The organism is Nesterenkonia halobia (genome assembly GCF_039536005.1).
In the GTDB taxonomy this organism is placed as follows: Bacteria; Actinomycetota; Actinomycetes; order Actinomycetales; family Micrococcaceae; genus Nesterenkonia; species Nesterenkonia halobia.
In genome coordinates this window covers 1-26,937 of the sequence record NZ_BAAAYG010000018.1, presented here as the reverse complement: position 1 = coordinate 26,937, position 26,937 = coordinate 1, and the positions used below count along the sequence as shown (strand labels likewise).

General features: G+C 73.0%; 26 protein-coding genes. 18 read left to right on the top strand and 8 right to left on the bottom strand.

Translation table 11 applies throughout. The features are described from left to right. Nucleotides 1-19: 19 nt before the first annotated feature. Genes ABD652_RS13680 through ABD652_RS13670 form a run of 3 tightly spaced genes read right to left on the bottom strand, consistent with a single transcriptional unit; the run spans nt 20 to nt 4,181 of the window. On the bottom strand, nt 20-1,666 hold the full coding sequence (locus ABD652_RS13680) for a DNA repair helicase XPB (protein WP_344722338.1): 1,647 nt from the start codon (nt 1,664-1,666) through the stop codon (nt 20-22). Continuing rightward, nucleotides 1,663-3,906: a helicase-associated domain-containing protein gene (locus tag ABD652_RS13675; RefSeq protein WP_344722336.1), complete on the bottom strand. Its 2,244-nt coding sequence runs from the start codon at nt 3,904-3,906 to the stop codon at nt 1,663-1,665. Before ABD652_RS13675 ends, ABD652_RS13680 begins: the two co-directional genes overlap by 4 nt. 2 nt (nt 3,907-3,908) lie before the next feature. Next, nucleotides 3,909-4,181 carry a hypothetical protein gene (locus ABD652_RS13670; protein ID WP_344722333.1) on the bottom strand — a complete coding sequence of 91 codons (273 nt, stop codon included), beginning with the start codon at nt 4,179-4,181 and terminating at the stop codon, nt 3,909-3,911. 122 nt (nt 4,182-4,303) lie between these two features. Between ABD652_RS13670 and ABD652_RS13665 the strand changes: the two genes are divergently transcribed. The 3 genes from ABD652_RS13665 (at nt 4,304) to ABD652_RS13655 (ending at nt 5,683) form a co-directional block, all read left to right on the top strand. Beyond that, nucleotides 4,304-4,687 carry a cold-shock protein gene (locus ABD652_RS13665; RefSeq protein WP_010524660.1) on the top strand — a complete coding sequence of 128 codons (384 nt, stop codon included), beginning with the start codon at nt 4,304-4,306 and terminating at the stop codon, nt 4,685-4,687. A 1-nt stretch (nt 4,688) separates the two neighbouring features. Further along, nucleotides 4,689-5,084 carry a DUF3027 domain-containing protein gene (locus ABD652_RS13660; protein ID WP_344722330.1) on the top strand — a complete coding sequence of 132 codons (396 nt, stop codon included), beginning with the start codon at nt 4,689-4,691 and terminating at the stop codon, nt 5,082-5,084. Nucleotides 5,085-5,179: 95 nt separating this feature from the next. Beyond that, the gene (locus ABD652_RS13655) at nt 5,180-5,683 is read left to right on the top strand and encodes an HD domain-containing protein (protein WP_344722328.1); all 504 of its coding nucleotides are present in this window, start codon (nt 5,180-5,182) and stop codon (nt 5,681-5,683) included. A 10-nt stretch (nt 5,684-5,693) separates the two neighbouring features. On the opposite strand, the gene serC is transcribed toward ABD652_RS13655, so the two are convergent. Beyond that, on the bottom strand, nt 5,694-6,830 hold the full coding sequence (serC, locus tag ABD652_RS13650; RefSeq protein WP_344722326.1) for a phosphoserine transaminase: 1,137 nt from the start codon (nt 6,828-6,830) through the stop codon (nt 5,694-5,696). Between the two features lie 226 nt (nt 6,831-7,056). On the opposite strand from serC, the gene ABD652_RS13645 reads away from it, so the two are divergent. The 9 genes from ABD652_RS13645 to ABD652_RS13605 all read left to right on the top strand — a co-directional run bounded on the left by ABD652_RS13645 (nt 7,057) and on the right by ABD652_RS13605 (nt 16,671). Further along, complete coding sequence (locus tag ABD652_RS13645) at nt 7,057-7,803, top strand: iron-dependent transcriptional repressor DtxR (protein ID WP_344722324.1); 747 nt, start codon at nt 7,057-7,059, stop codon at nt 7,801-7,803. Nucleotides 7,804-8,234: 431 nt separating this feature from the next. After that, nucleotides 8,235-9,659, top strand: coding sequence for a C40 family peptidase (locus ABD652_RS13640; protein WP_344722322.1), 1,425 nt, complete (start codon nt 8,235-8,237; stop codon nt 9,657-9,659). Nucleotides 9,660-9,930: 271 nt separating this feature from the next. Next, a complete protein-coding gene (locus tag ABD652_RS13635) occupies nt 9,931-10,425 on the top strand; it encodes an HNH endonuclease (RefSeq protein WP_344722320.1) in 495 nt (164 codons plus the stop codon). Then, entirely contained in the window at nt 10,415-11,110 is a 696-nt protein-coding gene (locus ABD652_RS13630; protein WP_344722317.1) for an NTP transferase domain-containing protein, read from the top strand. Before ABD652_RS13635 ends, ABD652_RS13630 begins: the two co-directional genes overlap by 11 nt. Before the next feature lie 45 nt (nt 11,111-11,155). Further along, nucleotides 11,156-11,554 (top strand): DUF6457 domain-containing protein, encoded by a 399-nt coding sequence (locus ABD652_RS13625; protein ID WP_344722315.1) that lies wholly within the window; start codon nt 11,156-11,158, stop codon nt 11,552-11,554. After that, nucleotides 11,551-12,840, top strand: a complete 1,290-nt coding sequence (locus tag ABD652_RS13620; protein WP_344722313.1) for a molybdopterin molybdotransferase MoeA — start codon at nt 11,551-11,553, stop codon at nt 12,838-12,840. The genes ABD652_RS13625 and ABD652_RS13620 overlap by 4 nt, the downstream gene beginning before the upstream one ends. Beyond that, nucleotides 12,828-13,742 (top strand): formate dehydrogenase accessory sulfurtransferase FdhD, encoded by a 915-nt coding sequence (gene fdhD / locus ABD652_RS13615; protein ID WP_344722311.1) that lies wholly within the window; start codon nt 12,828-12,830, stop codon nt 13,740-13,742. Before ABD652_RS13620 ends, fdhD begins: the two co-directional genes overlap by 13 nt. A gap of 69 nt (nt 13,743-13,811) precedes the next feature. Continuing rightward, nucleotides 13,812-16,232 (top strand): FdhF/YdeP family oxidoreductase, encoded by a 2,421-nt coding sequence (locus ABD652_RS13610; RefSeq protein ID WP_344722309.1) that lies wholly within the window; start codon nt 13,812-13,814, stop codon nt 16,230-16,232. Between the two features lie 235 nt (nt 16,233-16,467). Then, nucleotides 16,468-16,671, top strand: coding sequence for a cold-shock protein (locus tag ABD652_RS13605; protein WP_153142715.1), 204 nt, complete (start codon nt 16,468-16,470; stop codon nt 16,669-16,671). A gap of 210 nt (nt 16,672-16,881) precedes the next feature. Here the strand turns inward: ABD652_RS13605 and ABD652_RS13600 are convergent, their stop codons facing one another. Next, a complete protein-coding gene (locus ABD652_RS13600; protein WP_344722305.1) occupies nt 16,882-18,411 on the bottom strand; it encodes an MFS transporter in 1,530 nt (509 codons plus the stop codon). Between the two features lie 323 nt (nt 18,412-18,734). On the opposite strand from ABD652_RS13600, the gene ABD652_RS13595 reads away from it, so the two are divergent. From ABD652_RS13595 to ABD652_RS13580, 4 genes are all read left to right on the top strand, one after another. Further along, a complete protein-coding gene (locus ABD652_RS13595; protein WP_344722303.1) occupies nt 18,735-19,460 on the top strand; it encodes a fasciclin domain-containing protein in 726 nt (241 codons plus the stop codon). Between the two features lie 185 nt (nt 19,461-19,645). Beyond that, nucleotides 19,646-20,254, top strand: coding sequence for a sigma-70 family RNA polymerase sigma factor (locus tag ABD652_RS13590; protein ID WP_344722301.1), 609 nt, complete (start codon nt 19,646-19,648; stop codon nt 20,252-20,254). After that, on the top strand, nt 20,244-21,032 hold the full coding sequence (locus ABD652_RS13585) for an anti-sigma factor (RefSeq protein WP_344722299.1): 789 nt from the start codon (nt 20,244-20,246) through the stop codon (nt 21,030-21,032). Before ABD652_RS13590 ends, ABD652_RS13585 begins: the two co-directional genes overlap by 11 nt. A gap of 55 nt (nt 21,033-21,087) precedes the next feature. After that, nucleotides 21,088-22,683, top strand: a complete 1,596-nt coding sequence (locus tag ABD652_RS13580; protein ID WP_344722297.1) for a molybdopterin-dependent oxidoreductase — start codon at nt 21,088-21,090, stop codon at nt 22,681-22,683. Nucleotides 22,684-22,708: 25 nt separating this feature from the next. Here ABD652_RS13580 and ABD652_RS13575 read toward each other — a convergent pair whose 3' ends face one another. The 3 genes from ABD652_RS13575 to ABD652_RS13565 all read right to left on the bottom strand — a co-directional run bounded on the left by ABD652_RS13575 (nt 22,709) and on the right by ABD652_RS13565 (nt 24,904). Beyond that, nucleotides 22,709-23,836, bottom strand: a complete 1,128-nt coding sequence (locus ABD652_RS13575; RefSeq protein ID WP_344722295.1) for an alkene reductase — start codon at nt 23,834-23,836, stop codon at nt 22,709-22,711. Between the two features lie 120 nt (nt 23,837-23,956). Beyond that, nucleotides 23,957-24,262 carry a DUF4333 domain-containing protein gene (locus ABD652_RS13570; RefSeq protein WP_344722293.1) on the bottom strand — a complete coding sequence of 102 codons (306 nt, stop codon included), beginning with the start codon at nt 24,260-24,262 and terminating at the stop codon, nt 23,957-23,959. Nucleotides 24,263-24,352: 90 nt separating this feature from the next. Beyond that, nucleotides 24,353-24,904, bottom strand: coding sequence for a MarR family winged helix-turn-helix transcriptional regulator (locus ABD652_RS13565; RefSeq protein WP_344722291.1), 552 nt, complete (start codon nt 24,902-24,904; stop codon nt 24,353-24,355). Between the two features lie 142 nt (nt 24,905-25,046). Here ABD652_RS13565 and ABD652_RS13560 point away from each other — a divergent pair, with 142 nt between their 5' ends. Continuing rightward, nucleotides 25,047-26,252 (top strand): ferrochelatase, encoded by a 1,206-nt coding sequence (locus tag ABD652_RS13560; RefSeq protein ID WP_344722289.1) that lies wholly within the window; start codon nt 25,047-25,049, stop codon nt 26,250-26,252. Nucleotides 26,253-26,254: 2 nt separating this feature from the next. Beyond that, the gene (locus tag ABD652_RS13555) at nt 26,255-26,713 is read left to right on the top strand and encodes a pyrimidine dimer DNA glycosylase/endonuclease V (protein ID WP_344722287.1); all 459 of its coding nucleotides are present in this window, start codon (nt 26,255-26,257) and stop codon (nt 26,711-26,713) included. Nucleotides 26,714-26,937 lie beyond the last annotated feature (224 nt).

The following is a 26,937-nucleotide window of genomic DNA, read 5'->3' as shown; positions in this document are numbered from 1 at the left end:
CATCGCAGAGGGGGAGGGGTCAGACGATGTCGTCGCCGTCGAGGATCGTGTAGCCGTAGCCCTGCTCGGAGAGGAAGCGCTGCCGCTTGGCCGCGTACTCCATGTCCACCGTGTCGCGGGCGACCAGCGTGTAGAAATGGGCGCGCTTGCCCTCGTCGGCGGCGTCGGTGCGCAGCAGCCGGCCCAGCCGCTGGGCCTCCTCCTGCCGCGAGCCGAACGTCCCCGAGACCTGGATCGCCACTGAGGCCTGCGGCAGGTCCACCGAGAAGTTCGCGATCTTCGAGACCACCAGCACGTCCACCTCGCCCTCGCGGAACTGCTGGAAGGCCCGCTGCCGCCGGGCGGTCGACGTCGAGCCGGTCAGCACCGGCGCGTCCAGCCGCTCGCCGAGGGCCTGCAGCTGCTCGACGAACTGGCCGATCACCAGGATCTGCTCGCCCCGGTGGGTGTGCCGTTTCACCAGCCGGGCGACGACGTCGTCCTTGGTCTCGGTCGCCGCGGCCAGCCGATGCTTCTCCCGGTCCGGAGCGGAGGCGTACTCCATCCGCACCGCCCGCGGCAGATCCACCCGGATCTCGGTGCAGTCGGCCGGGGCGATCCAGCCCTGGGCCTCCATCTGCTTCCACGGGGCGTCGTAGCGCTTCGGCCCGATCAGCGAGAAGACCTCGCGCTCGCGGCCGTCCTCGCGGATGAGCGTGGCGGTCAGCCCGAGCCGGCGGCGGGCCTGCAGATCCGCGGTGCGGCGGAAGATCGGCGCCGGCAGCAGGTGGACCTCGTCGTAGATGATCAGCCCCCAGTCATGCTGGTCGAGCAGCTCCAGATGCGGGTGCAGCTCGCCGCGCTTGACCGCCAGCACCTGGTAGGTGGCGATGGTGACCGGGCGGACCTCCTTGCGGTCGCCGGAGTACTCGCCGATGTCGTCCTCGGTCAGCGAGGTCCGGCGCAGCAGCTCGTCCTTCCACTGCCGGGCCGAGACGGTGGAGTTGACCAGGATCAGCGTGATCGTCGAGGACACCGCCATCACGCCGGCGCCGACCAGCGTCTTGCCCGCCCCGCAGGGCAGCACCACGACCCCGGAGCCGGCGGCCCAGAAATTGTCCATCGCCTCCTGCTGGTAGCCGCGCAGGTTCCAGCCGTCCTGCTCCAGGGTGATCGGATGCGCAGTGCCGTCGACGTACCCGGCCTCGTCCTCTGCCGGCCAGCCCAGCCGCACCAGCGCCTGCTTCAGGTCCCCGCGGGCCTGGCCGTGGACGGCGACGGTGGTCTCGTCGATCCGCGGGCCGAGCAACGGGGCCACCGCCGTCGCGGAGGAGACCTCCTCGACGTCGGCCGCGTCGACGCCGCGCATCACCAGCCCGTGGACCGGATCCTGCTCCAGTCGCAGCCGGCCGTAGCGGCTCATCGTCTCGGCGACGTCGACCAGCAGCGCGTGCGGGACCGGGAAGCGCGAGTGGTTCAGCAGCGTGTCGATGACGAACTCGGCGTCGATCCCCGCCGCCCGGGCGTTCCACAGCCCCAGCGGAGTGATCCGGTAGGTATGCATGTGCTCGGGCGCGCGTTCGATGTCGGCGAAGGCCGAGACCGCCCGGCGGGCGGCGTCGGCGTCGTCGTGGTCGACCTCCAGCAGGATGGTCTTGTCCGACTGGACGATCAGCGCTCCGCTCATCGCGCCTCCTGACGGTGGTGGGGCTCCGGCGTGCTCGCGGCGTCGTCGAGGGTGGCGGCGGTGATCCGATGCACCAGCAGCACCGCCTCCTCGCCGCCGGCGGTGCGCAGCCGCACGCGCCCGGCGTTCAGCGCCGTGGGCACGCCGCGGGCGGGATGCTCGCGGCCCTGCGTGTCGACCCTGTGCAGGCGGACCGGCTGGCCGGATCGCACCGCCGTGCGCAGCAGGGCGACGACGTCGGAATCCTCGGTCACCGCCGCCGCGCCGGAGGCTCCGCGGCCGGCGCGCAGATCGGCGACGGCGCGGCGGACCGCGGCCGGGTCGGCGTCGGCGGAGAGGGTGCGCACCGGGGTGCGCTGCCACGGCGAGGCGATCAGGCTCCACGCCGCGGCCGACTCCTCGGCCGGACGGGCCTCGGCGGCGCCCGCGGCGGACCCGCTCGGCGCCGCGGGCGCGTCGTCGTCGACGGCGGCCACGCCGACGCCCTTCAGCGTCCGGGAGAGCTCGGCCGGGGAGGCGTCGCAGACCAGCACCTGCTCAGTCAGCGGGCGCAGGCCGAGCCGCCGCAGCTCCGGGTGGTCGAGCAGCGCCTGCCGGGCCTCGGGGTCGGACTCCAGCAGCCAGGCCGAGGCGCCGCCGATCCGCACGCCGCGCCAGGTGCGGGCGGCGTCGTCGATCAGCGTGGTCAGCGACGACGGCGGCTCGGCCGTCGCATGGGCGGCGAGGAACGCGCGGATGCCCTCGGCGGTCCAGCCGGCGGAGAGGCCGCGCTGCAGCGAGGCGGCGGTGAAGCGGTACGTCGGGGCCCCGCCGCGGGTCTCCTTCTCCGCCAGCTGGTCCAGCCGCGCGGCGAGGTCCGGGGTCGGCGCGCCCAGCGGCACGGCGGTGAGGTCCGACTGCAGATGCACCTGCTCGACCAGCGGCGGCAGGCTCTCGGCCAGCCGCTCGGCCAGCGCGGCGGCGCCGCGGGCCAGCGATCCGGGATCGTCGGGCTCCTCCGCGGAGTCGGCGGCGAGGCCGTCGAGCAGCGCGCGGCCGAAAGTGCTCAGCGCTCCGGCGGCCAGCAGGCCCAGCCGCTCGGCCTCGCGGACCATCGGCGGCAGCACGCCGGAGACCCGGTCCGTCGGCACCGGTGCCTCCCACGCCAGCCGCTCGAGCAGCGGGCCGGCCAGTGCGTCCGCGCCGGGCTCGGCGTCGTCGGGCATCCGCAGCGTGTAGAGCTGCGGCGGCTTCTCCGCGGCCTCGTCGGAGGCGGACGCGGAGGACGCCTCCTCGGTGAGCCGTCCGGCGGCGGCGAGCAGCCGCATCCGCAGCGTCGTCGCGTCGCCGCGCTGGCGCTCCGCCGTCAGCGTCGGAGCCGGGCGCGCGGTGGGATGCGGGCCGCGGACCAGCAGCGGGGAGCGCGGCGCGAGCAGCCAGGCCGAGACGAGCAGCTGGTGGCGGCGATGGCGCGGCGCCTGCAGCCAGCGGCGGGCCAGACGGGAGGCCGCCCAGCGGTCGGAGTCGACGTCGAGGTCGATCAGCCCCGCCGCGGCGGTGAGCTCCAGCAGCCAGCCGGTCTCGCCGACGTCGGCGTCGCCGGGCTTGGTCGCCGCGCCGCGGGCGACGGTGAGCCGGCGCAGCTCGCGCATGCCGACGCCGCCGGTGCGCAGCGTCGCCGCCGGGGTCTCGGCGAGCACGCCGAGCAGATCCTCGACGGCGCTGAGCAGCTCGGTGACGGCGGCCAGCGCCCCGTTGCGCACCAGCGACGGCGGCACCGTCGCCGCCGCGGCGGCGGTCGGCGGATCGAGCGGAGTCTCGCCGACCCGCCGCGGCCGCGGCAGGTCGGCCAGCACGCCGAGCAGGTTCGCCGCGACAGTCGGCCGTGCGGAGTCGGCCGCAGCCGTGGCGTCGGCATCGGCGGAGCCGGCCTCGTCCTCGGCGCGGTCGAAGACCAGCCCGCGCGCTCGCAGCTCGGCGAGGATCCGCGCAGTGCGCGCGTCGGCGGGCAGCTCCGGGGCCGCGTCGCGCTCGACGGCCGCGGCGACCTCGCCGAGCACCGCCAGCTGCGCGGCGTCGAGATGCTGCAGGCAGCGGCGCAGACTCATGTCCGACTGCACCCGCACCGCCAGACCGGTGAAATCGGCGGGAGCGGGGCGGAGCAGATCGGGGCGGGAGGTCAGCAGCGCGGCCAGCTCGTCGTCGTCGCGACGGGCGAGCAGCCGGGCCAGCGGGGCCATGCCGAGCGGGCGCGCGGACATCCTCAGACGTGCCGGCGCCGGCGGGCGCGCCGACTCCACGCGGACAGGGACACCATGTGCGCGATCATCAGCAGGAACCCGGCCGGGATGCCGACGAGGACGACGGCGTACAGCGCCGGGGCCGGCTCGCCGCCGGTGAAGTACACCCCGAGGATGACCACCAGGCAGGCCGCCCCGACCACGGAGAGCGCCACGCCCAGGGCGAGCAGCAGGCGCAGGGTCAGGCGCAGCGGCGTCGGGGGAGCGCCGGTCGCGGAGGGCTGAGCGGAGGACATGGGGCGATTCTATCTCTCCGCCGCGCATCGGTATCCTGGAGAGCGGGCGACGCCCGTCATGATCACCATCCGACGGCGCGCTCGACGATGACCGCACGGGAACGACGACGAGGTGGAGGAACGTGCCGACCGGGAAAGTGAAGTGGTTCGACGCCGAGAAGGGCTTCGGATTCGTGACCTCCGACGACGGTCAGGAGGTGTTCCTGCATTCCTCGGCCCTGCCCGCCGGCGTCTCCAGCGTGAAGACCGGCACCCGGATGGAGTACGGCGTCGCCGACGGTCGCCGGGGCAAGCAGGCGCTGAGCGTGCGGATCCTCGACGACGGTCCGTCCGTCGCCCGCGCCTCCCGGAAGCCGGCCGAGGAGATGGCCTCGGTGGTCCAGGACCTGGTCAACGTGCTCGAGGGCACCACCCGCACGCTCCGGAGCGGCTCGTACCCGCAGCCGGCCCAGTCCAAGAAGATCGCCGCACTGCTGCGCCGTGTGGCCGACGATTTCGAGGCATGACATGGCCCGCAGAGACGCTGTGCTGACCGCGGCGACCGACCTCGCCCGCGAGGCGCTCGCCGACATCGCCCCCGCCGAGCAGATCGGCGACCACCTGACGGTGAAGGCCGAGGAGGACCGGCTGCACACGCATCGCTTCGCCGCGCACCTGACCGGGTACCGGGGATGGGAGTGGTACGTGACCGTCGCCCGCGCCCCGCGGAGCAAGAGGGTCACCGTCTGCGAGCTCGGCCTGCTGCCCGGCGACGACGCGCTGCTGTCGCCGAAGTGGATCCCCTGGGTCGAGCGCATGGACGCCGAGGAGAAGGCGCAGGCCCGTGAGCAGGAGGCCGAGATCGCCGCGGAGAAGGCGGCGGAGCAGGCGGAGGCGGGCCAGGGCGCGGCGCAGCAGGGCTGAGGGCGCGTCAGTGCGTCGCGGGAGGATGGACGCGACGGCGGCGCCGGTCGGCGCCGCAGCCGTCCCCGCCGACTGACCGCCAGGAGGTCCCCGCCATGTCCGCCGAGCATCCCGCCGCTCCGCAGATCCCCGAGCCGACCGCCGTCGTCGGCCCCGCCTCGCGGCTGGCCGCCGAGATCGCCGCGCAGGCCCACGCCGGACAGGCGGACAAGGCCGGCGTCGACTACATCCAGCATCCCGCCCGCGTCGCGCGTCGGCTCGCCGCGGCGGGGGAGGACGACGCCGTCGTCGCCGCCGGCTGGCTCCACGACACGGTGGAGGACACCGGAGAGACGCCGGCGTCGCTGCGGGCCGCCGGCGTCGACGGACGCACGGCGGCGATCGTCGAGCGGCTGACCCGCGGCGACGCCGACGGCTACGAGGACTATCTCCGCCGCGCCGCCGCCGATGCCGGCGCACTCGCGGTCAAGCGCGCCGATCTGGCCGACAACGCCGACCCCGAGCGCCTGGCGGCGCTGGACCCCGAGCTCGCCGCCCGGCTGCGCGAGAAGTACCGGCGCGCCGCCGAGGTGCTCGACGAGGTCGCCCGGGACGGATGACTCCGCGCACTCAGGAGGTCAGGCCCTCCAGGACCACGTCGATGCACTGCAGCAGCCGCGAGACGTCCTCGGGCTCGATGCCCACGAAGGTCGCGATGCGCAGCTGGTTGCGGCCCAGCTTGCGGTAGGGCTCGACGTCGACCACGCCGTGGGCGCGCAGGATCGTCGCGACCTCCGCGGCGTCGACCGACTCGTCGAAGTCCACGGTGACGATCACGTCGGACCGGTCCTCGGTCCGCCGCACGAACGGCGTCGCCAGCTCGTGGGCCTCGGCCCACGCGTAGACCCGGGACGCCGAGTCGGCGGTCCGGGCCGCGGCGAACTCCATCCCGCCCGAGGCGTTGAGCCAGCGCACCTGCTCGTCGAGGGTGATCAGCGTCGCCAGCGCCGGGGTGTTGTAGGTCTGCTCCTTGCGCGAGTTGTCGATCGCGGTGGTCAGGCTCAGGAAGTCCGGGATCCAGCGGTCGGCCGCGAGCCGCTCGGCGCGCTCGATCGCCGCCGGGGACATCGCCGCCAGCCACAGCCCGCCGTCGGAGCCGAAGTTCTTCTGCGGGCCGAAGTAGTAGGCGTCGGTCGCGGCGACGTCGACGGCGAGCCCGCCGGCGGCCGAGGTGCCGTCGACCAGCACCAGCGCACCGTCGTCGGCGCCGTCGACGCGGCGGACGTCGGCGGCCACGCCGGTGGAGGTCTCGTTGTGCGGCCAGGCGTAGACGTCGACGCCGGCGTTCGCCCGCGCCGTCGGACGGGTGCCGGGCTCGGCGGTGAGCACCTCGGAGTCCTCCAGGAACGGCGCCCGGGAGGTGGCCGCGGCGAACTTCGCGCCGAACTCCCCGAAGGACAGGTGCTGGGCGCGGGTCTCGACCAGACCGAAGGTCGCCGCGTCCCAGAAGGCGGTGGAGCCGCCGACGCCGAGGACGATCTCGTAGCCTGCGGGCAGGGCGAGGAACTCGGCGAGTCCGCTGCGGATCGAGCCGACCAGGTTCTTCACCGGGGCCTGGCGGTGGGAGGTGCCCAGCGGCCCGCGGGCGGCGGTCTGCAGCGCGGCGACCTGCTCGTCGCGGACTTTGGAGGGGCCGGCGCCGAAGCGGCCGTCGGCGGGCAGCAGATCGCTGGGGATGGTCACACGGGCTGCAGACGCAGCTGACATGGGGTGCTCCTCGACTGTGGTCGGTCCGGCCGGAGGCGTCGGCGGGCCGGAATGCCGGCCCAGCCACTATGCTGTCAGTGGTGCAGGACGCCGTGCTTCACGGTATCAAGAGCCTTCGTGCCGCGAGCCTCCGGACGGGCCGCCGTCGCCGGGCGACATCGCCGTCGTCGTCGACGCCCGGGGCTGGGGCGGGACGCGGGACCCGGCTGAGGAAAGTGATCCCCTTTTGACAGATCTCATCGACACCACCGAGATGTACGTGCGCACGATCCTCGATCTCGAGGAGGAGGGCATCGTGCCGCTGCGCGCGCGCATCGCCGAACGCCTCGAGCACTCGGGGCCCACGGTGTCCCAGACGGTGGCGCGGCTGGAGCGCGACGGGCTGCTCTCGCTGACTGCGGAGCGGCATCTCGAGCTGACCGCGGACGGCCGCGAGCTGGCCGTGCGGGTGATGCGCAAGCACCGGCTCGCCGAGCGGCTGCTCTCCGACGTGATCGGCCTGGACTGGCCGCACATCCATGAGGAGGCCTGCCGCTGGGAGCACGTGATGAGCGAGCGGGTGGAGCGCCGGCTGGTCGAGCTGCTCGAGGATCCGGTGGTCTCGCCCTACGGCAATCCCATCCCGGGGATGGAGAAGCTCGGCGTCTCGCGCGCCCAGCAGGTCGCCGAGCAGCTGGTCACGCTGCGTCGGGTCGCGGAGGACGGCGGCGACGTCGACGGCGACGTCGACGCGGCCGCCGGCGGACCCGGCCGCACGTGGCGGGTGCAGCGGCTGGCCGAGTCCATCCAGGTCGAGCCGGAGGTGCTCGAGCAGCTCCTCGAAGCCGGCATCCGCCCCGGCGTGCGGGTCACGCCCGGCGAGGTGTCCGAGGCCTACGTCTCGCTGGTCGTCGCGGCCGACGGGGCGGGCGAGGAGGTCGAGGTGGAGCTCCCGCTCGAGGTCGCCCAGCACATCTTCGTCGACCGCGGCTGAGAAGCCCGGCTCCCGGGGAGATCACGACATCATCACGACATCTGCGCCGGCGTGTCGTGCGGCCGGTCACGGATCGCGACGCCGAAGGTGTCCCGCGGATCACCCCGAATGCGCGCTGACCAGGCATGATGACCTGACTCACGCAATATTCCCCCGATATTCGGTGAACGCCGACTGAATCGATGCGACGCGCGTCGTGATCTGAGCGTGACATCGGCGGTGCTCTGTTATAGCGTCGTGTCCGGCACGCGGGACGGTGACGTTCGTGGTCCCGCGAGCCTCCGACGATGTACACCCTGCCGTCGTCGGGACATGGACTTTGCAACTACCGCATGGCAGGGGGCGGGGATGCACGGTCGGGCGTGAGCCGACGGCACGGCCCTCGGCGCGCTCCCCGGATGCCCGTCATACACAGGAGAGGTACCAACCCCGTGACTGAGAACACGACGAACAGCTCGCGTCGCGAGCGTCGCCGTCAGGCGCAGCCCCTGCTGGCTCGCGCCGTCGCCAACAACGCCGGCTCCTTCGGCCGGGGCGTGGCCATCGCTGCCGCCGCCTCGGGCATGCTGGCCTCCAGCGCCGTCGCCGCGAACGCCGTTCCCCAGGACGACCAGGATGCCCCCGCTCAGCGCACCGAGAGCGGCGCCATCCCGGGCCAGGAGCTCACCGATTACCTGCCGGGCACCCGCGGCGCGATCGAGCAGCTGGCCGCCCAGAAGGGCGTGGGCGAGTCCCTGCTGTTCCAGCAGCTCGTCTCCGACCAGGACTTCGTCGCCGACAACGGCGAGCTCGACCACGGCGCCATCGCCGACCAGGTCGAGTCCCAGGACGAGCCCCAGGGCGAGTCCCAGGATGAGGGTGCCGAGGAGAACTCCGGCTCCGACCAGACCCTGGACGACTACCTGCCGGGCACCCGCGGCGTCGTCGAGGAGCTCGCCGAGCTGGAGGGCGAGTCCCCCGAGGCCGAGTTCGAGGCGCTGATCTCGAACGACGCCTACGTGGCGGACAACGGCGAGCTGGACCACCAGGCCCTGGTGTCCCGCGTCGCCGAGCTCAGCGGCCAGAACGAGTCGGCCGAGCAGGAGAGCGAGCAGGAGGCTCCGGCCGAGCAGGAGCAGGCCCCGGCGCAGCCGGAGCAGGCCCCGGTCGAGGAGGACTCCTCCCAGCAGTCCAGCGCCTCGCTGGACGCCTACCTGCCGGGCACCCGCGGCCTGGTCGAGGAGCTGGCCCAGCTCGAGGGCACCAGCGCCTCGGCGAAGTTCCAGGAACTCGTCAACGACTCCTCCTACACCGACGGCGGCATCCTGGACCACGCGGCCCTGCAGAGCCGCGTGGCCGAGCTGAGCAGCTCGAACGACGACGCCGGCCAGCAGCAGGCCGAGGCTCAGGCCGAGACTGACGTCGAGGTCCAGACCGAGGAGAACGAGGGCGAGGCCACCGTCTCTGCAGCCGCCGGTGCCGACAACGACCCGGAGCCGGAGCCGCAGCCGGAGCCCTCCACCGGTTCCGCCAGCGGCGCCGTCGCCGCCGCCTACGCTGGCATCGGCACCCCCTACCAGTGGGGCGGCAAGGACCAGAGCGGCTGGGACTGCTCCGGCTTCGTCGCCTGGGCCTACGCCCAGGCCGGCCACGAGATCCCGTCGCACACCGGCGGCATCCAGGGCGCGAGCAACCTGCGCTGGACCGACAACCCGCAGCCGGGCGACATCGTCGTCCAGAACGGCGGCGGCCACGTGGCGATCTACGTGGGCAACGGCCAGTTCATCGGCGCTCAGAACGCCGACACGGACACGGTGCAGTACAGCTACGAGACGCGCCCGTACAACACCCACGTCGGCTACCTGACCCTGCGCTGAGCAGAGTCGGCCCCGCCGACGGACGTCGACCGGGTTCGACGTCCACCACGATGACGCCGCAGGCGCCGTCCCAGAAAGGGGCGGCGCCTGCGGCGTCTCTGCATCCGGCCGCGTCGTCGCCCGAAGCCGCCTCCGAGCCGACCCGGGTCGTGACCTACGTCATGGGATGTCGTTCTGCCCGCCGACCGTCTATATTGTGGGGAAGTGAGGCGCGGAACGGCGCCGTCGGCGCTGCTCCGTGCTCGATTCGACGAGGGACGGAGGGACCGCCATGCGCACCCTGGTGCTCAACGCCGGCTATGAGCCGCTGAGCGTGGTGTCCTCCCGGCGCGCCGCCGTGCTGGTGATGCGCGGCAAGGCCAGTGTGCTGGCGGAGGACGGCGGGCCGATCGTCTCGCCGACGACGCTGTGGCCGCGCCCGGCCGTCATCCTGCTCCACCAGTACGTCCGCGTGGTGCGACGCCGGCCCGGGTCCCCCTCCCGGCGCGGCATCCTGCGGCGTGACCAGCAGAGCTGCGCCTACTGCAGCGGCTCGGCCGACACTGTCGACCACGTCATCCCGCGCTCCCGCGGCGGCGACTCCAGCTGGGAGAACCTCGTCGCCTGCTGCGGTCCCTGCAATCTGCGCAAGGGCGACCGCACCCTCGGCGAACTCGGCTGGTCGCTGCGCGTGACGCCGCGGGCTCCGCGCCACCACGCCTGGCTGCCCCAGGAGCTCGACACTCCGCATGAGCTCTGGATGCCCTTCCTCGAGCATGCCCGCTGAGCGCGGCCGCGCCGCCGCGGACGGCTCGCCGCGTGCGGCCGTGCTGCTGGCCGGCGGGACCGGTTCCCGCCTCGGCGGGGCGGACAAGGCGCTGCTGCGGCGCGGCCGCTCCACGCTGCTGCAGGACTGGCTCGAGGCGCTCGTCGCACGTGAGATCGCCGTCGTCGTGGTCGGCCCGCCGCATCTGGGCCCGCAGCTCGACGCCCCGCAGAGCTCCCGCGGTGCCGCCGGCGCTGCCCCGGAGATGCTGCTGACCCGCGAGGACCCGCCGCTCTCCGGACCCGCCGCCGGCGTCGCGGCCGGGGTCCGGGCGCTGGCCGCCGCCGATCTGCTGCCCCACGAGGGGCAGGTGCTGCTCCTCGCCGTCGACACTGTCGACCCGGGGGCGCTGCTCGATGCGCTGCAGGGCGTCGCTCCGGGACCCGGACGCGGGGTGATCCCCGTCGACGCCGCGGGTCGGGAGCAGCGGCTGACCAGCATGGTCGACGCCGCCGCCCTGCGTCGGACGGTGGACGCCCTGGCCCCCGGGGAGGAGGTCGGATGGCCGCTGCGTCGTCTGCTGGAGGGGCTCGCCGTCGACCACCCCCGCCTGCCCGCAGGCCTCGGCCGGGACGTGGACACTGCCGCCGACGCGGCGGCCCTGGGGGTCGAAGTCCCCGACGCGGAGGGCGACCCGCCGCTGTGAGAAGCTGAAGACCCCGAGCAGGAGCAGACAGGAGGCGCGCAGCAGATGACCGATGGACGGACCGAGGACACCCCGGGCGCGCAGGCCGCGGGAGACGGCCAGGACCCCGCCCGCGCGGCGATCGAGGACTGGGTGCGCGAGCTGGCCCACCACCTGGAGATCGACGACGTCGAGCTCGACGTCGACGCCGTGCTCCGCCTGGCCGGCCAGGCGGCGCACACTGTGGTGCGGCCGGCCGCCCCGGTGACCACCTACTTGATCGGCTATGTCTCGGGACTGGCCGAGGCCACCGGTCAGGCGGACCATCCCAAGGCCTCGCGGGCCGCCTCGCGAGTGGCCGCCGAGCTGCTCGCGCGCCGCCGCGACGCCCAGAACTCCGGCGACTCCGGCCGCTCCGGCGACTCCGACGCCGCCGGCGGCTCCGCGGGCGCGCAGGACGCATGACCGACCAGCACGCCGCGACGACGCTCGCCGACGCCCGACGCCGGGCGGCCGCCGCGGCCGTCGCGCTGCGCGGCCCGGCCGTCCCGACGCCGCCGCGGCGGGCAGTGGGGCGCGTGCTCGCCGAGCCGGTCCTGTCCCGCACGCCGATCCCGCATGCGGCGACCTCGGCCATGGACGGCTGGGCGGTCGCCGGTCCGGGTCCCTGGCGGCTGAGGCCCGCCGAGGCGGCGCCGAGCCCGGCGCAGCCGCCGACCAGCCCGGCGGACGGCGAAGCGGTCGCCGTGGTCACCGGCTCGCCGATCCCCGCCGGCGTCGACTCGGTGCTGCGGGCCGAGCACGGGACGGTGCGCGCTGAATACGGTGGGGACAGCCTGCACGCCGACCCGACCACCGGGGATCTGGCCGCCGGACGGCACATCCGCCCGGCCGGGGCGGAGGCCGCCGCCGGCGAGACGCTGCTCGCCGCCGGCAGCGTCGTGACCCCGGCCGCGGCCGCCGTCGCCGCCGTCGCCGGCCATGACCTGCTACCCGTGCGCCCGGCGCCGCAGGTCACGCTGATCTGCACCGGCGAGGAGGTCATCACCGCCGGGCTGCCGGGTCCCGGCCAGGTGCGCGACGCCTTCGAAGTCTCGGTGCCCGCGGCCGTGGAGGCCATGGGCGGCCGCACTGCGGCGGTGCGGCGGATCGGCGACGCCGTCGAGCCGCTGGTCGAGGCGCTGGCCGCCGCGGCGCACGGCGAGGAGCGGCCGGGGGAGGCGACGGATGCGGAGCGCGCGGCCCCACAGCTGATCCTGACCACCGGCGGCACGGCCGGCTCCGCCGCCGACGCGCTGCACCCGGCGCTGGAGCAGCTCGGCGCCGAGCTGCTCGTCGACGGGATCGCCATGCGGCCCGGCCATCCGACCGTCCTCGCCCGGCTCGGCGACAGCCTCGTGGTCGGGATGCCCGGGAACCCGCTGGCCGGATTCGCCGCGCTGCTGGGTCTGGGCGGGGTGGTGCTCGACGGCCTCGCCGGCCACGAGCGCCCCGAGGACCGCCGCCTGGGGGCCGGCCGTGCGGCCGAGGAGCTGCCCGGCGCCCGGCGCGGCACCCGGCTGCTGCCGGTGATCCTCGACCGTGCCGGCGTCGTGCCCGCCGGACGCGACGGATCGGCGATGCTCCGCGGGCTCGCCGCCGCCGACGCGCTGGCCGAGGTCCCCGCGGGAGGCGTCGCCGCCGGGTCGCCTGCCAGACTGCATCTGCTGCCCTGGACCGCCGACCGAGGGGAGGCCGCATGGGACGCCTGACCCAGCGCCACCGCGTGACCCGACTCAGCCGCGACGGCGCGGTGCGCACCCGCGCCGACGTCGTCGCCGTCGAAGAACCCATGGAGCTGCGCCTGGCCGGCGAATCCTTCGTCGTCACCATGCGCACCCCCGGCCATGACTTCGAGCTCTGCGCCGGCTTCCTGGTCTCCGAGGGGATCATCGGCGCGGCCGAGGAGCTGCGCGGGCTGCGCTACTGCGTCGGCACAGACGAGGACGGGCTGCAGACCTACAACGTCATCGACGCCGCGCTGGCCCCGGGGCTGGAGCGTGTGCCGGTCGGCCGCCGTCGCGAGGTGGTGACCACCTCGGCCTGCGGCATCTGCGGGACCACCTCCATCGATGCGGTGGAGAAGACGCTGCCCGAGCGGCCGGCCGCGGGCCCGGCGCTGCGCATCGACGCGCAGACGCTGATGGATCTGCCGGACACGCTGCGCGCGGCGCAGCCGATCTTCGACCGCACCGGGGGAGTCCACGCCGCCGGGATCTTCACCGGCGACGGCGAGCTGCTCTGCCTGCGCGAGGACGTCGGTCGGCACAACGCCGTGGACAAGGTGGTCGGCTGGGCGCTGATGGACCACCGCCTGCCGCTGACCGGCACCGCCCTGCAGGTCTCCGGGCGGGCCTCCTTCGAGCTGGTGCAGAAGGCCGCGCTCGCCGGCATGGAGCTGCTCTCCGCCGTCGGGGCGCCGTCGTCGACGGCGGTGGACCTCGCCGAGCGCGCCGGTCTGACGCTGGTCGGCTTCTCGCGCGGCTCCGGGGCCAACGTCTATACCCATCCCGAGCGGATCGTGGAGCTCGCGGAGGAGCAGGCCGGCACCGGCTCGGAGGACGGCTCGGAGGACGGGGCGGCGGGCGCCGCGGCGGAGGCCGTCGACGGCTGACCTGGTTCCGGCGCCGCGAATCTCCGGTGAGGTATGTCACCGGACGGGATCCTCTGGGACAATGGAGGCATGGGATTGATCCACGGACGTCACGGTGAAGCGACCTCCGACGAGCTCGAGGAGACCGGCGACGGCGTCCGCGGCCGTCGCGCCGAGGTCGAGGAGATCGACGAGGACGCGCTGAGCGTCTCGAAGCCGAAGACCTCGGCGGCCGGGCTGACCGCCGTCGGAGTCTCCATGGCCCGCGGTCTGACGCAGGGCGGCGTGAGCCGCACAGTGCGCTCCCTCTACCGGGTGAACCAGCCCGACGGCATCGACTGCCCCGGCTGTGCCTGGCCGGAGTCGATCAAGGGCGACCGCAAGCACGTGGAGTTCTGCGAGAACGGCGCCAAGGCGCTCGCCGAGGAGAACACCCAGCGGGTGGCGACCCCCGAGTGGTGGGCCGATCACTCGATCGCCGAGCTGGAGGAGGCCACCGACTACTGGCTCGGGCAGGCCGGCCGCATCACCCACCCGATGGTCCTGCGCGAGGGCGACACCCACTACCGGCCGATCAGCTGGGACGAGGCCTTCGCGACGATCGGCGAGCACGTCCGGGCGACGACGCCGGACCGGTGCGTCTTCTACACCTCCGGCCGCACCGCCAACGAGACCGCCTTCATGTATCAGCTGATGGCCCGGTCGCTGGGGACGAACAACCTGCCGGACTGCTCGAACATGTGCCACGAGTCCTCCGGCGCGGCGCTGACGCCGACGCTGGGCGTGGGCAAGGGCACCGTCACCCTGGAGGACGTCGAGCAGTCCGAGCTGGTGCTGGTCGTCGGGCAGAACCCCGGCTCCAACCACCCCCGCATGCTCGGTTCGCTGACCGAGGCGCGGAAGAACGGCGGCAAGGTCGTGGCCGTGAATCCGCTGCCCGAGGCCGGGCTGATGAACTTCAAGGATCCGCAGACCCCCAGCGGGCTGATCGGCGACGGCGACCGGGTCTCCGACGAGCATCTGCAGATCAAGGTCGGCGGCGACCAGGCGCTCTTCAAGGCGCTGGGGCACCTGCTGCTGGCCGCCGAGGAGGAGAACCCCGGCACAGTGCTCGACCACCGGTTCCTGGAGGAGAAGACCAGCGGATTCGCCGAGTACCGGGCCGCCCACTCCGAGATCGACTGGGACGAGATCGAGGCCGCCACCGGGCTGACCCGCGCGGAGATCGAACGGGTCGGGCAGATGCTTCTCGAGTCGAAGGCCACAGTGGTCTGCTGGGCGCTGGGACTCACCCAGCAGCCCCACTCGGTGGACACCATCCGCGAGATCGTCAACATGCTGCTGCTGCAGGGCAACGTCGGCAAGCCCGGAGCCGGCGCCTGCCCCGTGCGCGGCCACTCCAATGTCCAGGGCGACCGCACCTTCGGCGTCTGGGAGCAGATGCCGGAGAGCTTCCACCAGCGTCTCGACGCGGAGTTCGGCCTCGACACCACGCGGAAGGTGGGGTACGACTCCACTGAGGCGATGCAGGCGATGGCCGACGGCGAGGTCGACGTCTTCGTCTCCATGGGCGGCAACCTGGCCCGCGCGAACTCCGACACCCGGATGATGGAGACCGGCATGCGCCGGACCGGGCTGACGGTGCAGGTCTCCACCAAGCCGAACCGTTCGCATGTGGTCCACGGCGGCACGGCGCTGATCCTGCCGACGCTGGGCCGCTCCGACCGCGACGACAAGCACCCCGGCGGCCGGCAGTTCCTCTCGGTGGAGAACTCGATGTCGGTCATCAGCTCCACCCAGGGGCGGCTGGAGCCGGTCTCCGACCACCTGCTGGCCGAACCGGTGATCATCTCCCGGATGGCGCAGGCGATGCTCGGCGAGGACCATGTCGTCGACTGGCAGGCGATGGGCGAGGACTATGACGTCATCCGCGACCACGCCTCGCGGGTGATCCCCGGCACCGAGGACTTCAACCGCCGGATCCGGCAGAAGTACGGCTTCGTGCTGCCCAATGCGCCGCGGGACAGCCGCAGCTTCGACACCGAATCCGGGCGTGCGGCGTTCACCGTCGCCCCCCTCGAGTACCTGGCCGCGCCGGAGGGCCATCTGGTGCTGCAGACGATGCGCTCGCACGACCAGTACAACACCACCATCTACGGCCTCGACGATCGCTACCGCGGCATCTCCGACGCGCGCCGGGTGATCCTGATCCACCCCGACGATCTGACCGCGCTGGGCTTCTCCGACCGGGACCTGATCGACGTCGTCTCCGTCTTCCGCGGGCGTGAGCTGCGCGGTGAGCGGTACCGGCTCGTGGCATACCCGACGGCGCGCGGCTGTGCGGCGGCCTACTACCCGGAGGCCAACGAGCTGGTCCACCGGGAGGCGGTCGCCCGCGAGTCGAACACCCCCGGATTCAAGTCGATGATGGTCCGCTTCGAGCCCCATCACGGGGAATCGGAGCAATCTGCGCAGGCTGAGGCGGAGAAGCCGTCGACTCAGCCGGTGTGATGGCGTAGGCTGGAAGCAGCACGTCACCCGTTGCGGCGGGGGATGTGCCGATGATTGACCACTCAAGACTTTTCGCGACGTCGCGCGCACACTGCGCGTACGCTGATCAGACGCACAGTCGACGTCGTTCCCCACAGTCCAGCGGCCTTCATGAACGCCGCGTCCGGCCCGGCCAGGGTGGGCGCGGGACAAGCATCGTGAGATCGGTGCATCGAAAGTAGAGTAAGGAAACACAATGGCCACTGGCACCGTGAAATGGTTCAACGCTGAGAAGGGCTACGGGTTCATCGCACCCGACGACAGCTCGGACGACGTCTTCGTGCACTTCAGCGCGATCCAGAGCTCCGGGTTCCGTACCCTCGAGGAGAACCAGAAGGTGGAGTTCGAGACCGCCCGCGGCCCGAAGGGCCTGCAGGCGGAGGACGTCAACCCCCTCTGAATCCCAGCGGCGACTCCCGCCCGTGCCGCGTGATGCGTGCGCGACGGTGAGCTGAACCGCAGCAGGCCGGCCCCCGACGATCGCCCCGTGCGATCGTCGGGGGCCGGTTCTGTGTGTGCGGGGCGAGATGCGCGGGTCCGGGGTCGCGGGCCTGCGCCCGACGTCGATCCCGCGTCCGCAGAGTCCGACGTATCGCAGGGCGGGGAAGGATCAGCGGCGGCGCAGCTGGGCGCCCACCAGCACTGCGGCGGCGAGCACGAACACTGCGGCGATCGCGCTGGTCAGATGCACGCCGTCGACGAAGGCCGCTCGGGCCGCAGTCAGCAGGGCGTCGCCGGCCGTGCCGCCCATCTGCTCGGCCGCCGAGACCGCCCCGCCCAGCGTCTGCGTCGCGGCCTCCGGCACTGAGCCGTCGAGGGCGGCGTCGTGGTCCAGATGCGCGGTGTAGCCGGCCGAGAGCACGCTGCCCAGCACGGCGACGCCCAGCGCCCCGCCGAGCTCATAGGCGGTCTCGGAGATCGCCGAGGCCGCGCCCGCACGGTCCGGAGGGGCGGCGGTCAGGATGGCATCGTTGGTCATCGTCTCGGCCAGCCCGGAGCCCAGACCCAGCAGGGTGAAGGCGCAGAGCGCGACGACGGCGCCGTCGGCGGTCGGGACCGTCGCGAGCACGAGGAAGCCGGCGGCGTTGATCAGGATGCCGCCGACGATGGCTGTCCGCAGCGAGGTGCGCCGCGCGATCGGGATGACGATGAAGCTGGCGACCACGGAGATGATCAGCCCGGGCACCAGCACCAGCGAGGCGTGCAGCGGCCGCATCCCGTAGCCCAGCTGCAGCAGCTGGGAGAGGAAGAACAGCGAGCCGACCATCGCGAAGACCAGCAGGAAGTTGCCCATCACCCCGGCGCGGAACCGCGGCACGGCGAAGAGCTCGAGGTCGATCAGCGGGTCGGTCAGCCGTTTCTGCCGCCGGACGAAGAGCGTGACCAGCCCGACGCCGACCACCAGTGCGGCGATCGGCAGCGCGCCGACCTCGCCCTCGGCCAGCTTCTTCAGGCCGAAGACCGCCGTGATCATGCCGACCAGCGAGAGCAGCACGCTCAGCGGATCCAGCCGGCCCGGCGTCGGCGTGCGCGATTCGCCGACCAGCAGCGGCATGGTCACCAGCAGGAGCACGACGACCGGGACGTTGATCAGGAAGACCGAGCCCCAGTAGAAGTGCTCGAGCAGCACCGCCCCGATGATCGGCCCCAGGGCCGCGCCGGCGGAGAACGCCGAGCCCCAGACGGCGATGGCGACAGTGCGCTGCCGCTCGTCGGGGAAGAGATGGCGGATCAGCGAGAGCGTCGAGGGCATCAGCGTCGCGCCGGCCAGTCCGAGCGCCGCGCGGGCGGCGATCAGCACCTCCGGGCTGGGGCTGAGCGCCGCGGCCGCCGAGGCGACGCCGAAGGCCGCCGCGCCGATCAGCAGCAGCCGGCGTCGTCCGATGCGGTCGCCCAGGGATCCCATGGTGACCAGCAGTCCGGCGAGCATGAAGCCGTAGATGTCGACGATCCACAGCAGCTGCTCCCCGCTCGGGGCCAGCGCCTCGCTGAGGTGCGGCACGGCGAAGCTGAGCACCGTCATGTCGATGGAGATCAGCAGCACCGGCAGCACGAGGGTGGCCAGTCCCAGCCACTGGCGGGCTCCGGCTCGGGGTGCCTGCGACGGCGCGTCGAGGTTCTGGTGGGGATGCGAGGACATCGTCCCTGGACCTTCCGCATCGCTGCGCGGGACGGCGGGGCGCAGCGGGATCAGTTCGTCAGAGGGCCGCCTGGGGCAGATCGGCGGCGGAGATGCTGACCGTCCTTCCGGGCCGCTCGGGGTCCGGCGAGGCCATCGTAGCACCGAACATTACATCTGTAATGTTTCGGGAGCCGGAGGCCTCTCCGCGCGACGTCGGCCAATCCGACGGGCCCGATGCTCCGAACACCGGGATACAGCGCGACGACGAGTCGCCGCTGGCCGTCCGGAGGAGAGGCCTCCGACGGATCAGACCGTGAGGGAGACCCACGATGAAGACTCAGATGCGTTCCACGACGACCCTGCTCGGCATCGGCGCCGTCGCGCTGCTGGGGCTGACGGCCTGCGGCGACGGCGGCGGCTCCGGCGACTCCGGCGGCGACGGCGGGGGAGAGACGTCCCAGGAGGAGAGCTCGACGGCCGGCGAGGAGTCGCAGGGCATGGAGGGCTCGGAGAGCCCGTCGGAGGGCATGGAGTCCTCCGACGAGTCCGGCGAGATGGACCCGGCGGCGAATCTGGTGGGCTCGCAGTGCTCGGACTATGCCGAGCAGGTGCCCGAGGGCGACGGCTCGGTCGCGGGCATGGCTCAGGACCCCGTGGCCACTGCGGCGTCCAACAACCCCATGCTGACCACGCTGACCGACGCCGTCTCCGGTGAGCTCAACGAGGAGGTGGACCTGGTCGACACGCTCAACGGCGACGAGTTCACCGTCCTGGCGCCGGTCGACGACGCCTTCGCAGACATCCCCGAGGAGGACCTGAACGCGCTCGCCGAGGACCCCCAGGCCCTGACCGACGTGCTGACCTACCACGTCATCCCCGGCCAGATGTCTCCTGAGGAGATCGCCGGCGAGCACGAGACCGTCAACGGTGCGACGGTGACGATCGAGGGCGAAGGCGAGGAGCTGATGTTCGACGACGCCGGACTGGTGTGCGGCGGAGTGCAGACGGCCAACGCCACCGTCTACATGATCGACGGTGTGCTGATGCCCGAGGGCGACGAGCAGTGATCCTCGGCGCCGCCGATTCTCAGCAGGAGCCTGCGGGTGCTGCGGTGAAGCGGCGCCGACCGGTCCGCCGGAACAGCCCGGCGGCCGGCTCGGCGTCGCACGGCCGGCGTCGGGGGATGACGCCGTCGTCGACACACGGCACTGCGCACGTCGTGCTGCGGTCGTCGGCCTGGCATGCTTGACCCATGCATGAGTCCAGATCGTCCGCCGATCCGCCGCAGACGTCCGCGGCCGCGGACAGCGGCGATATCTGCAGCTCCTTGCTGTCTCGCGTCGCCGCAGGCGACGTCGCCGCGTTCGAGGACCTCTATCGGAGTCAGGGAGCGATCCTTCTGGCTGTCGCCATGCGCGTGCTGCACAATCGATCCTTGGCCGAGGAGGTCCTCCAGGAGGTCTTCGCCGACGTCTGGTCCGATTCCTCGAGCTATGACCCCGGTCGCGGGAGCGGACGGGCCTGGTTGACCACCATGTGCCGTCGCCGGGCCATCGATCGCGTCCGGTCGGTGCAGGCCCAGCAGGACCGCGATCACTCGGAGGGTGTTCGTGCGGCCCACTCGGAGATGCCCGACGCCTCCTCGACGGCCCTCGACCATGTGGAGTCCGCCCGCGCGGCGACGGCCCTCCGGGAGCTTCCGGAGGATCAGGCCCGGGCGATCGCGCTGGCCTATTACCAGGAGCTGAGTCACCGGGAGGTCGCCGAGCGTCTCGGGGTCCCGCTCGGGACGGTCAAGACGAGGATCCGTGACGGCATGAGACGACTGCGAGCAGATCTGGGGGTGGCTGATGGACGCTGATCGCGAATACCTGGCCGCCGGCCTCGTGCTCGGCGGGCTCTCCGACGCCGAACAGGCGGAGGCCGCCCGGCTGCGGGACCAGGACGAGTCCTTCCGGGAGGAGGTCGTCTCCTTCGAGGAGACCATGGGGCTGCTGGCCGCGACCGACGAGCCTGTCGCGCCGTCCGAGGACGCGGAGCATGCCATTCTGGCGATCCCTGGAACCATGGAGCAGGCGGCCTCCCCGCGCGGGGAGGCCCAGGAGGAGAGGCATGCCGATGGGGCTGGGGACGCCCCCGTCTCCGGAGCCGGGGCCGGCACGCCGCGCCGCGGACCCGCCGTGCTCTTCGCCCTCGCCGCCTCGGTGCTGCTGCTGGTCGCCGTCGTCCTCGGCGGCGTCGCCCTCGACGCGCACCAGGATCGGCAGGATCTGCAGGCGCAGATGGAGGAGATGGAATCCCAGCGACAGCAGGTCGAGAGTCTCCTGGGCGCGCCTGATCTGGATACGCGGCGGATGGAGACGCCCGACGGCGCGCAGGTGACGCTGTCCTACTCGGTGGAGCAGCAGGCGATGATGGTCATGCCGCACCAGGTGGAGGACCCCGGGGAGTCCGAGGACCTCCAGATGTGGATCATCGACGAAGACGGCGCGCACGACGCCGGCCTGATGTCTGCCCAGGGGCCGTCCATGGTCACCGGTCAGGACTTCGGCGACTCGGCGACCTTCGGCGTGACCGTCGAGCCCGAGGGCGGCTCGCCGCAGCCGACCAGCGATCCCGTGATGGCCGCGGAGCTGTGACAGCGGCGCACCCATCCGACTGCCGGACTCGGTCCGAACACCGGGCATGGAACATGTGACGAGCAGATCGACGACCGCAGGGTCCCGCCGCCGGATGCGCGGCGGGGCCCTGCGGCACGCGGTGGCCGGGGTGCTGGCCACTGTGGTGTTCCTCGGCGTCGCCGACGCGGCGGCGCGATTCTTCGCCCCCGCCGCCGCTCCGCTGGTGGCCTTGGGCTCGACGGTCATCGAGGTGACGCCGCCGGCGGTGCAGGACTTCGCGATCTCCACCTTCGGCAGCGCGAACAAGACTGTGCTGCTGATCGGGATGATCGTCGGCGGGCTGCTGCTCGCCGTCGTCATCGGCGTGGTCGCCCGACGGCGGCTCGGCCTCGCCGCGGCGGTCTTCACCGTGGTCGGGGCCGCACTGGCCACGCTGGTGCTCCGGCGGCCCGAGACCGACCCGGTCGACGTCATCCCCACGTTCGTGGGGCTGGCGATCGGTCTGACGACGCTGGTGCTCCTCAGCCGCCGGGCGGGGTCCGGCGTCGTCGTGGAGGACGACGGGGAGGAGGGGCAACCCGCTCCGTCCAGGACGGCGCGGCGCGCCTTCCTCGGCCTGGCCGGCGCGGCGACGGTGATCGGCGCGGCCTCGCTCGCCTTCGGCCGGTCGGTCAGCATCGTCGGCCGCGAGATCGGCGGTCGCGCCGTGCGCATGGTGCTGCCGACGCCGGCAGTGCGCGCCGCGGCGATCCCCGGCGGCGCCGCCGTCGACGTCGACGGCGTGGTGCCCTTCCTGACGCCCGCCGACGACTTCTACCGCATCGACACCGCCCTGGTGGTCCCGGAGCTGCTCCCGGAGGAGTGGACCCTGCGGATCACCGGAATGGTCGAGGAGGAGGTCGAGATCGACATGGCCGAGCTGCTCGACCTGCCGATGGAGGAACGGCACATCACGCTGGCCTGCGTCTCCAATCCGGTCGGCGGCGAGCTCGTCGGCACGGCGACCTGGCTCGGCCATCCGGTGCGCCGGATCCTGGAGCGCGCCCGACCGCTGCCCGAGGCCGACATGGTCCTGTCCCGTTCGGTGGACGGCTTCACCGCCTCGACGCCGCTGAAGGCCCTCACCGACGACCGGGGGTCCCTGCTGGCGGTGGGCATGAACGGCGAGCCGCTGCCCCGCGAACACGGCTTCCCCGCCCGGCTCGTCGTGCCCGGGCTCTACGGCTTCGTCTCGGCGACGAAATGGGTCGTCGAGCTGCAGGTGACCCGCTTCGACCGCGAGACCGCCTACTGGACGGACCGAGGGTGGGACGCGAAGGCGCCGATCCTGGCGGCCTCGCGCATCGAAGTGCCGGATCCGCTCGAGGAGGTCCCCGCCGGCGCGGTCGTCGTGGCCGGCACCGCCTGGGCTCAGCAGGTCGGCGTCGCGCGCGTGGAGGTCCGGCTCGACGACGGGGACTGGCAGGAGGTGGAGCTCGCCGAGGAGGTCTCCATCGACACCTGGCGGCAGTGGCGGCACACGTTCGACGACGTCGCCCCGGGCCAGCACGCCGTCACCGTGCGCGCGATCGACCGCGCGGGCACGGTGCAGACCGCCGAGCGGACCGATCCGATCCCCAACGCGGCCACCGGGCACCACCGGATCACCTTCACCGTGGCCGACCGATGACCCCGCCGCGGCCGAGCCCCGGTGCTCAGTTCTGCCCGGTCTCCGCCGTGGCCTCGAGCGTCGGGTAGTCGGTGTAGCCGCGCTCGCCGCCGACGTAGAAGGTCTCCGGCACCGGGGCGTTCTCCGCGGCGTCGAGCTCCCACCGGCGGGCCAGGTCCGGGTTGGCGATCGCCGAGCGCCCGACGCCGACCGCTTCGGCGACGTCCTCGGCGACCAGCGAGACGGCCTCCTCGCGGGTGGTCTGCACGCTGAAGCCGGTGTTGGCGATCAGCGGGGCGCCGGAGGTCCGCCGGATGGTCTGGACCAGCTCGCCGGCCGGCTCGGCGTGCAGCACGTCGACGTGGGCCAGGCCCAGCGGGGCGAGTCCCTCGGCCAGCGCGCGGTAGGTGGTCAGCGCGTCGTCGGCGTCCTCCTCCAGCGCGCCCTGGATGTTGTGCTGCGGGGAGAGCCGGATGCCGGTGCGGTCGGCGCCGATCGCCTCGGCCACGGCCGCGGCGACCTCGACCGACAGCCGCGCCCGGTTCTCCGGGGAGCCGCCGTACTGGTCGGTGCGGGTGTTGGTGGAGGGCGCGGTGAACTCGTGCAACAGATAGCCGTTGGCGCCGTGGACCTGCACGCCGTCCATGCCGGCGGCGATCGCGCGGCGGGCGGCGGCGGCGAACTGAGCGACGGTCTCGGCGACCTCCTCCGTGGTCAGCGCATGGGGCACCGGGTGCTCGTCCTTGCCCTCGGGCGTGCGGATCTGCCCCGGCGCCGCGAGCGCCGAGGGAGCGGTGACCCGGCCGGTGGTGGAGACCAGGCGGTGGCCGATGCGGCCGCCGTGCATGATCTGCATGACGATCGTGCCGCCGGCGGCGTGGACGGCGTCGGCCACCCTCCGCCAGCCGGCGATCTGCGCGTCGGTCTCGATGCCGGGCTGGCCGATCCAGGTGCGTCCCTCGCCGACGGGGAAGGTGCCCTCGGTGACGATCATCCCCAGCGAGGCGCGCTGGGCGTAGTAGCTGACCATCGCCTCCGTGGGCACGCCGTCCTCGTCGGCGCGGATGCGGGTCAGCGGTGCCATCACCAGACGGTTTTCCAGCTCGACGGCGCCCAGGCGGGCGGGGGAGAAGAGCTTCTGCGCTGCGGTCTGCTCGTCGACGGAGGGCGTCATCCGAAGGTCCTTTCGCGAGGGTCTGCCAGGCGCCTGCCTGGGCTCACGAGAAGGGCCAACGGGGCGACGGCGGCGCTGATTCCGCAGTGTGCGGGGGATCACCGGCTCCTGCGGGGTCGATCACTCCTGGGGCTGCTCGTCGACGAGGACCTCGAAGCTGACCTCGCCGTCCTGCTCTCCGGCCGAGGTCACTGTGACCCCGTAGGAGGTGCCGCCGTCGGTCAGCGTGCAGCGCACCTCGGACCCCTCCTCGGCGGGCAGCGGGTCGGGGCAGTCGACCTCGTCGGGCTCCTGGCCGACCTGCTCGGCGAGCGAGCTCGTCACCTGCTCGGAGAGCTCGTCGGTGGGCACCTCGGCGCCGCAGGAGGTCAGAGCCAGTGCCGCGGCGGCGAGCACGGGTGCCAGGGCGGCGGCGCGGGTCGTCATCAGGGGTCCCCTCCAGCGGTGCGACGGTGGTGCGAGAGCCCATCGTAGGGTCGCCGTCGAGGGGCCGCCAGAGATCGTGTCCCCGGGTTCTCATGTCTCGTCGGGCGGCTCGGTCGAGGCCAGCCGGTCGAGGAAGGAGCGGACGACGTCGCGCTCCTCCGGGGCGAGCTCGGCGACGGCGCGGAATCGGTCGGCATGCGGGCCGCCGACGGCTCGTCGCGCCGCGCGGCGAGTCTCCTCGACGACTTCGATCGCCGTGCTGCGGCGATCCTCGGGATGGGGGAGGCGCCGGATGTGATCCTGCGCGGCCAGACGGTCGAGCAGCTTGGTCACCGAGGCCGTCGAGATGCCCAGGTGCCGGGCGAGCCCGCCGGGCGTGGCGAGCCGCTCGTCGCGCTGGGCGGCGATGATGAAGCGCAGCGCGCGCATGTCCGTCTCCCCGAGGCGCATCGCCGCCTGCGAAGCCTCGTTCATCCGGCGCTCGGCCAGATGCCAGCGGCGCAGCGACTCCAGCACGCCGACGATCTGGTCCATCTCCTCCGCGGCGATGCCGGCATGCGGGACGAGCGCACCCTCCGGGTCCATCACGCGGGGGTCCACCATGCGGGGCTCGTCGCGGTCCGGGGCGGAGCGATCAGGCATCGAGATCAGAGTCCTCTGGTTTAGCTAGCTGAGAGTAATGCTAGCCTCGCTAGATGAATGGCGGGGAGGGGGCCGACGCCGCGGCGTCTGCCTCCACGCTACCCCTCGCCGGAGCACCCGCCCGTGAGAGAGGACGCTTCCCATGACAGTCGACGACTCCGGTCCGCAGACGCCCGACGGCGACGCGGTCCCCTTCGCCACGGAGGCCTCGGCCGCCGGCGCGCCGCATGTCTCCTCCCCGCAGGAGTACGATGCGATCCTTCTCGCCGGATTCGGCGGGCCGGAGGGGCAGGAGGACGTGCTGCCGTTCCTGCGCAACGTCACCCGCGGGCGCGGCATCCCGGACGAGCGCCTGGAGGAGGTCGCGGTCCACTACCGCCACTTCGGCGGCGTGAGTCCGATCAATGGGCACAACCGGCAGCTGCGGGCGGCGATCGAGGCCGAGATGCGGCACCGCGGGCTGCAGCACCCCGTCTACTGGGGCAACCGGAACTGGACGCCCTACCTCGAGGACACGGTGAAGGAGGCGGCCGAGGCCGGGCACACCCGCCTGCTGGCCGTGGCCACCAGCGCCTACAGCTCCTACTCCAGCTGCCGCCAGTACCGCGAGGACTTCGCCCGGGCGGTGCTGGACACCGGACTCGCCGGGACGGTGCAGATCGACAAGGTCCGCCAGTTCTTCGACGTCCCCGGGTTCGTCCGGCCCTTCGCCGAGGGACTGGCCGAGGCGCTGCGCGGGTTCGCCGCGGAGGGTCTGGCCCCCGAGGAGATCCGCGTGCTCTTCGCCACCCACTCGATCCCGACCGGCGACGCCGAGCGATCCGGTCCCCAGGAGCTGGGCCTGGGCGAGGGCGGAGCCTATGCGGCCCAGCACCGGGCCGTCGGCGGGCAGATCATCGAGCAGCTGCGCGCCGAGGGGCATGCTGGTGCGCAGACCGGCTGGGAGCTGGTCTACCAGTCCCGCTCCGGTCCGCCCTCGCAGCCGTGGCTGGAGCCCGACGTCTGCGACCGCATCGCCGAGCTGCCCGCCGAGGGCATGAAAGCCGTCGCTGTGGTCCCGCTGGGCTTCCTCAGCGACCACATGGAGGTGCTCTGGGATCTGGACGAGGAGGCGATGGAGGCCGCCGGCGAAGCCGGGCTGCGGGCAGTGCGGACGCCGACTCCGGGGGTGCACGAAGCCTTCGTGGCCGGTCTCGTCGACCTGCTCGAGGAGCGCATGCAGGCGGTGGAGCCGGAGCGGCGCCCGCACCTGACCGATCTGGGCCCCTGGTACGACGTCTGCCGTCCGGGGTGCTGCGAGAACGTCCGGCGCGGCTTCAGCCCTGCCGCGGCGGGGGTGAAGCCCTAAGCATGCGCATCTGGTCGCTGCACCCCTCGGTCCTGGACCGGCAGGGGCTGATCGCCTGCTGGCGGGAGACTCTGCTGGCCCAGGCCGTGCTCCTGGGCCGCACGCGCGGCTACACCCGGCACCCGCAGCTCGAACGGTTCCGCGCTCATCCGGACCCGGTCGCCGCTGTCGGGGCGTATCTCTGCGGTCTGCACCAGGAGGCGACGGCGCGCGGCTACCGGTTCGACGCCGGCCGGATCGAGCGGCCGCCGGAACCCGGCGCCGTCGTCGAACCCCTCGCAGTGACGACGGGGCAGCTCGCCGTCGAGACCGAGCACCTGCGGGCAAAGCTCGCCCGACGCTCGCCCGAGATGCTCGAGACTCTCGAGGCTCGGCTCGTCGCTGCCTCCCCGGAGGCTCACCCGCTGTTCCGCGTGGTGCCCGGAGACGTCGAACCCTGGGAGCGCGGAGCGGGTCGGTGAGGGTCGTGCGGTCGGCGCGGCCAGCAGGGCGCCACGCGGCGGTTCCCTGGTGCCCCGGACAGTGTCTGGTTTCAGGACATCGTTCACCCCGTGTGCCAGGACATCGTTCATCAGCTGTGTCACGACATCGTTCAGCACCTGTGCCGGGACATCGTTCGCCCCATGGACACCACCAAGAACCAGGCCATCGTGCTGGCGGTGACAGAAGCCGGGATGCCCATCGC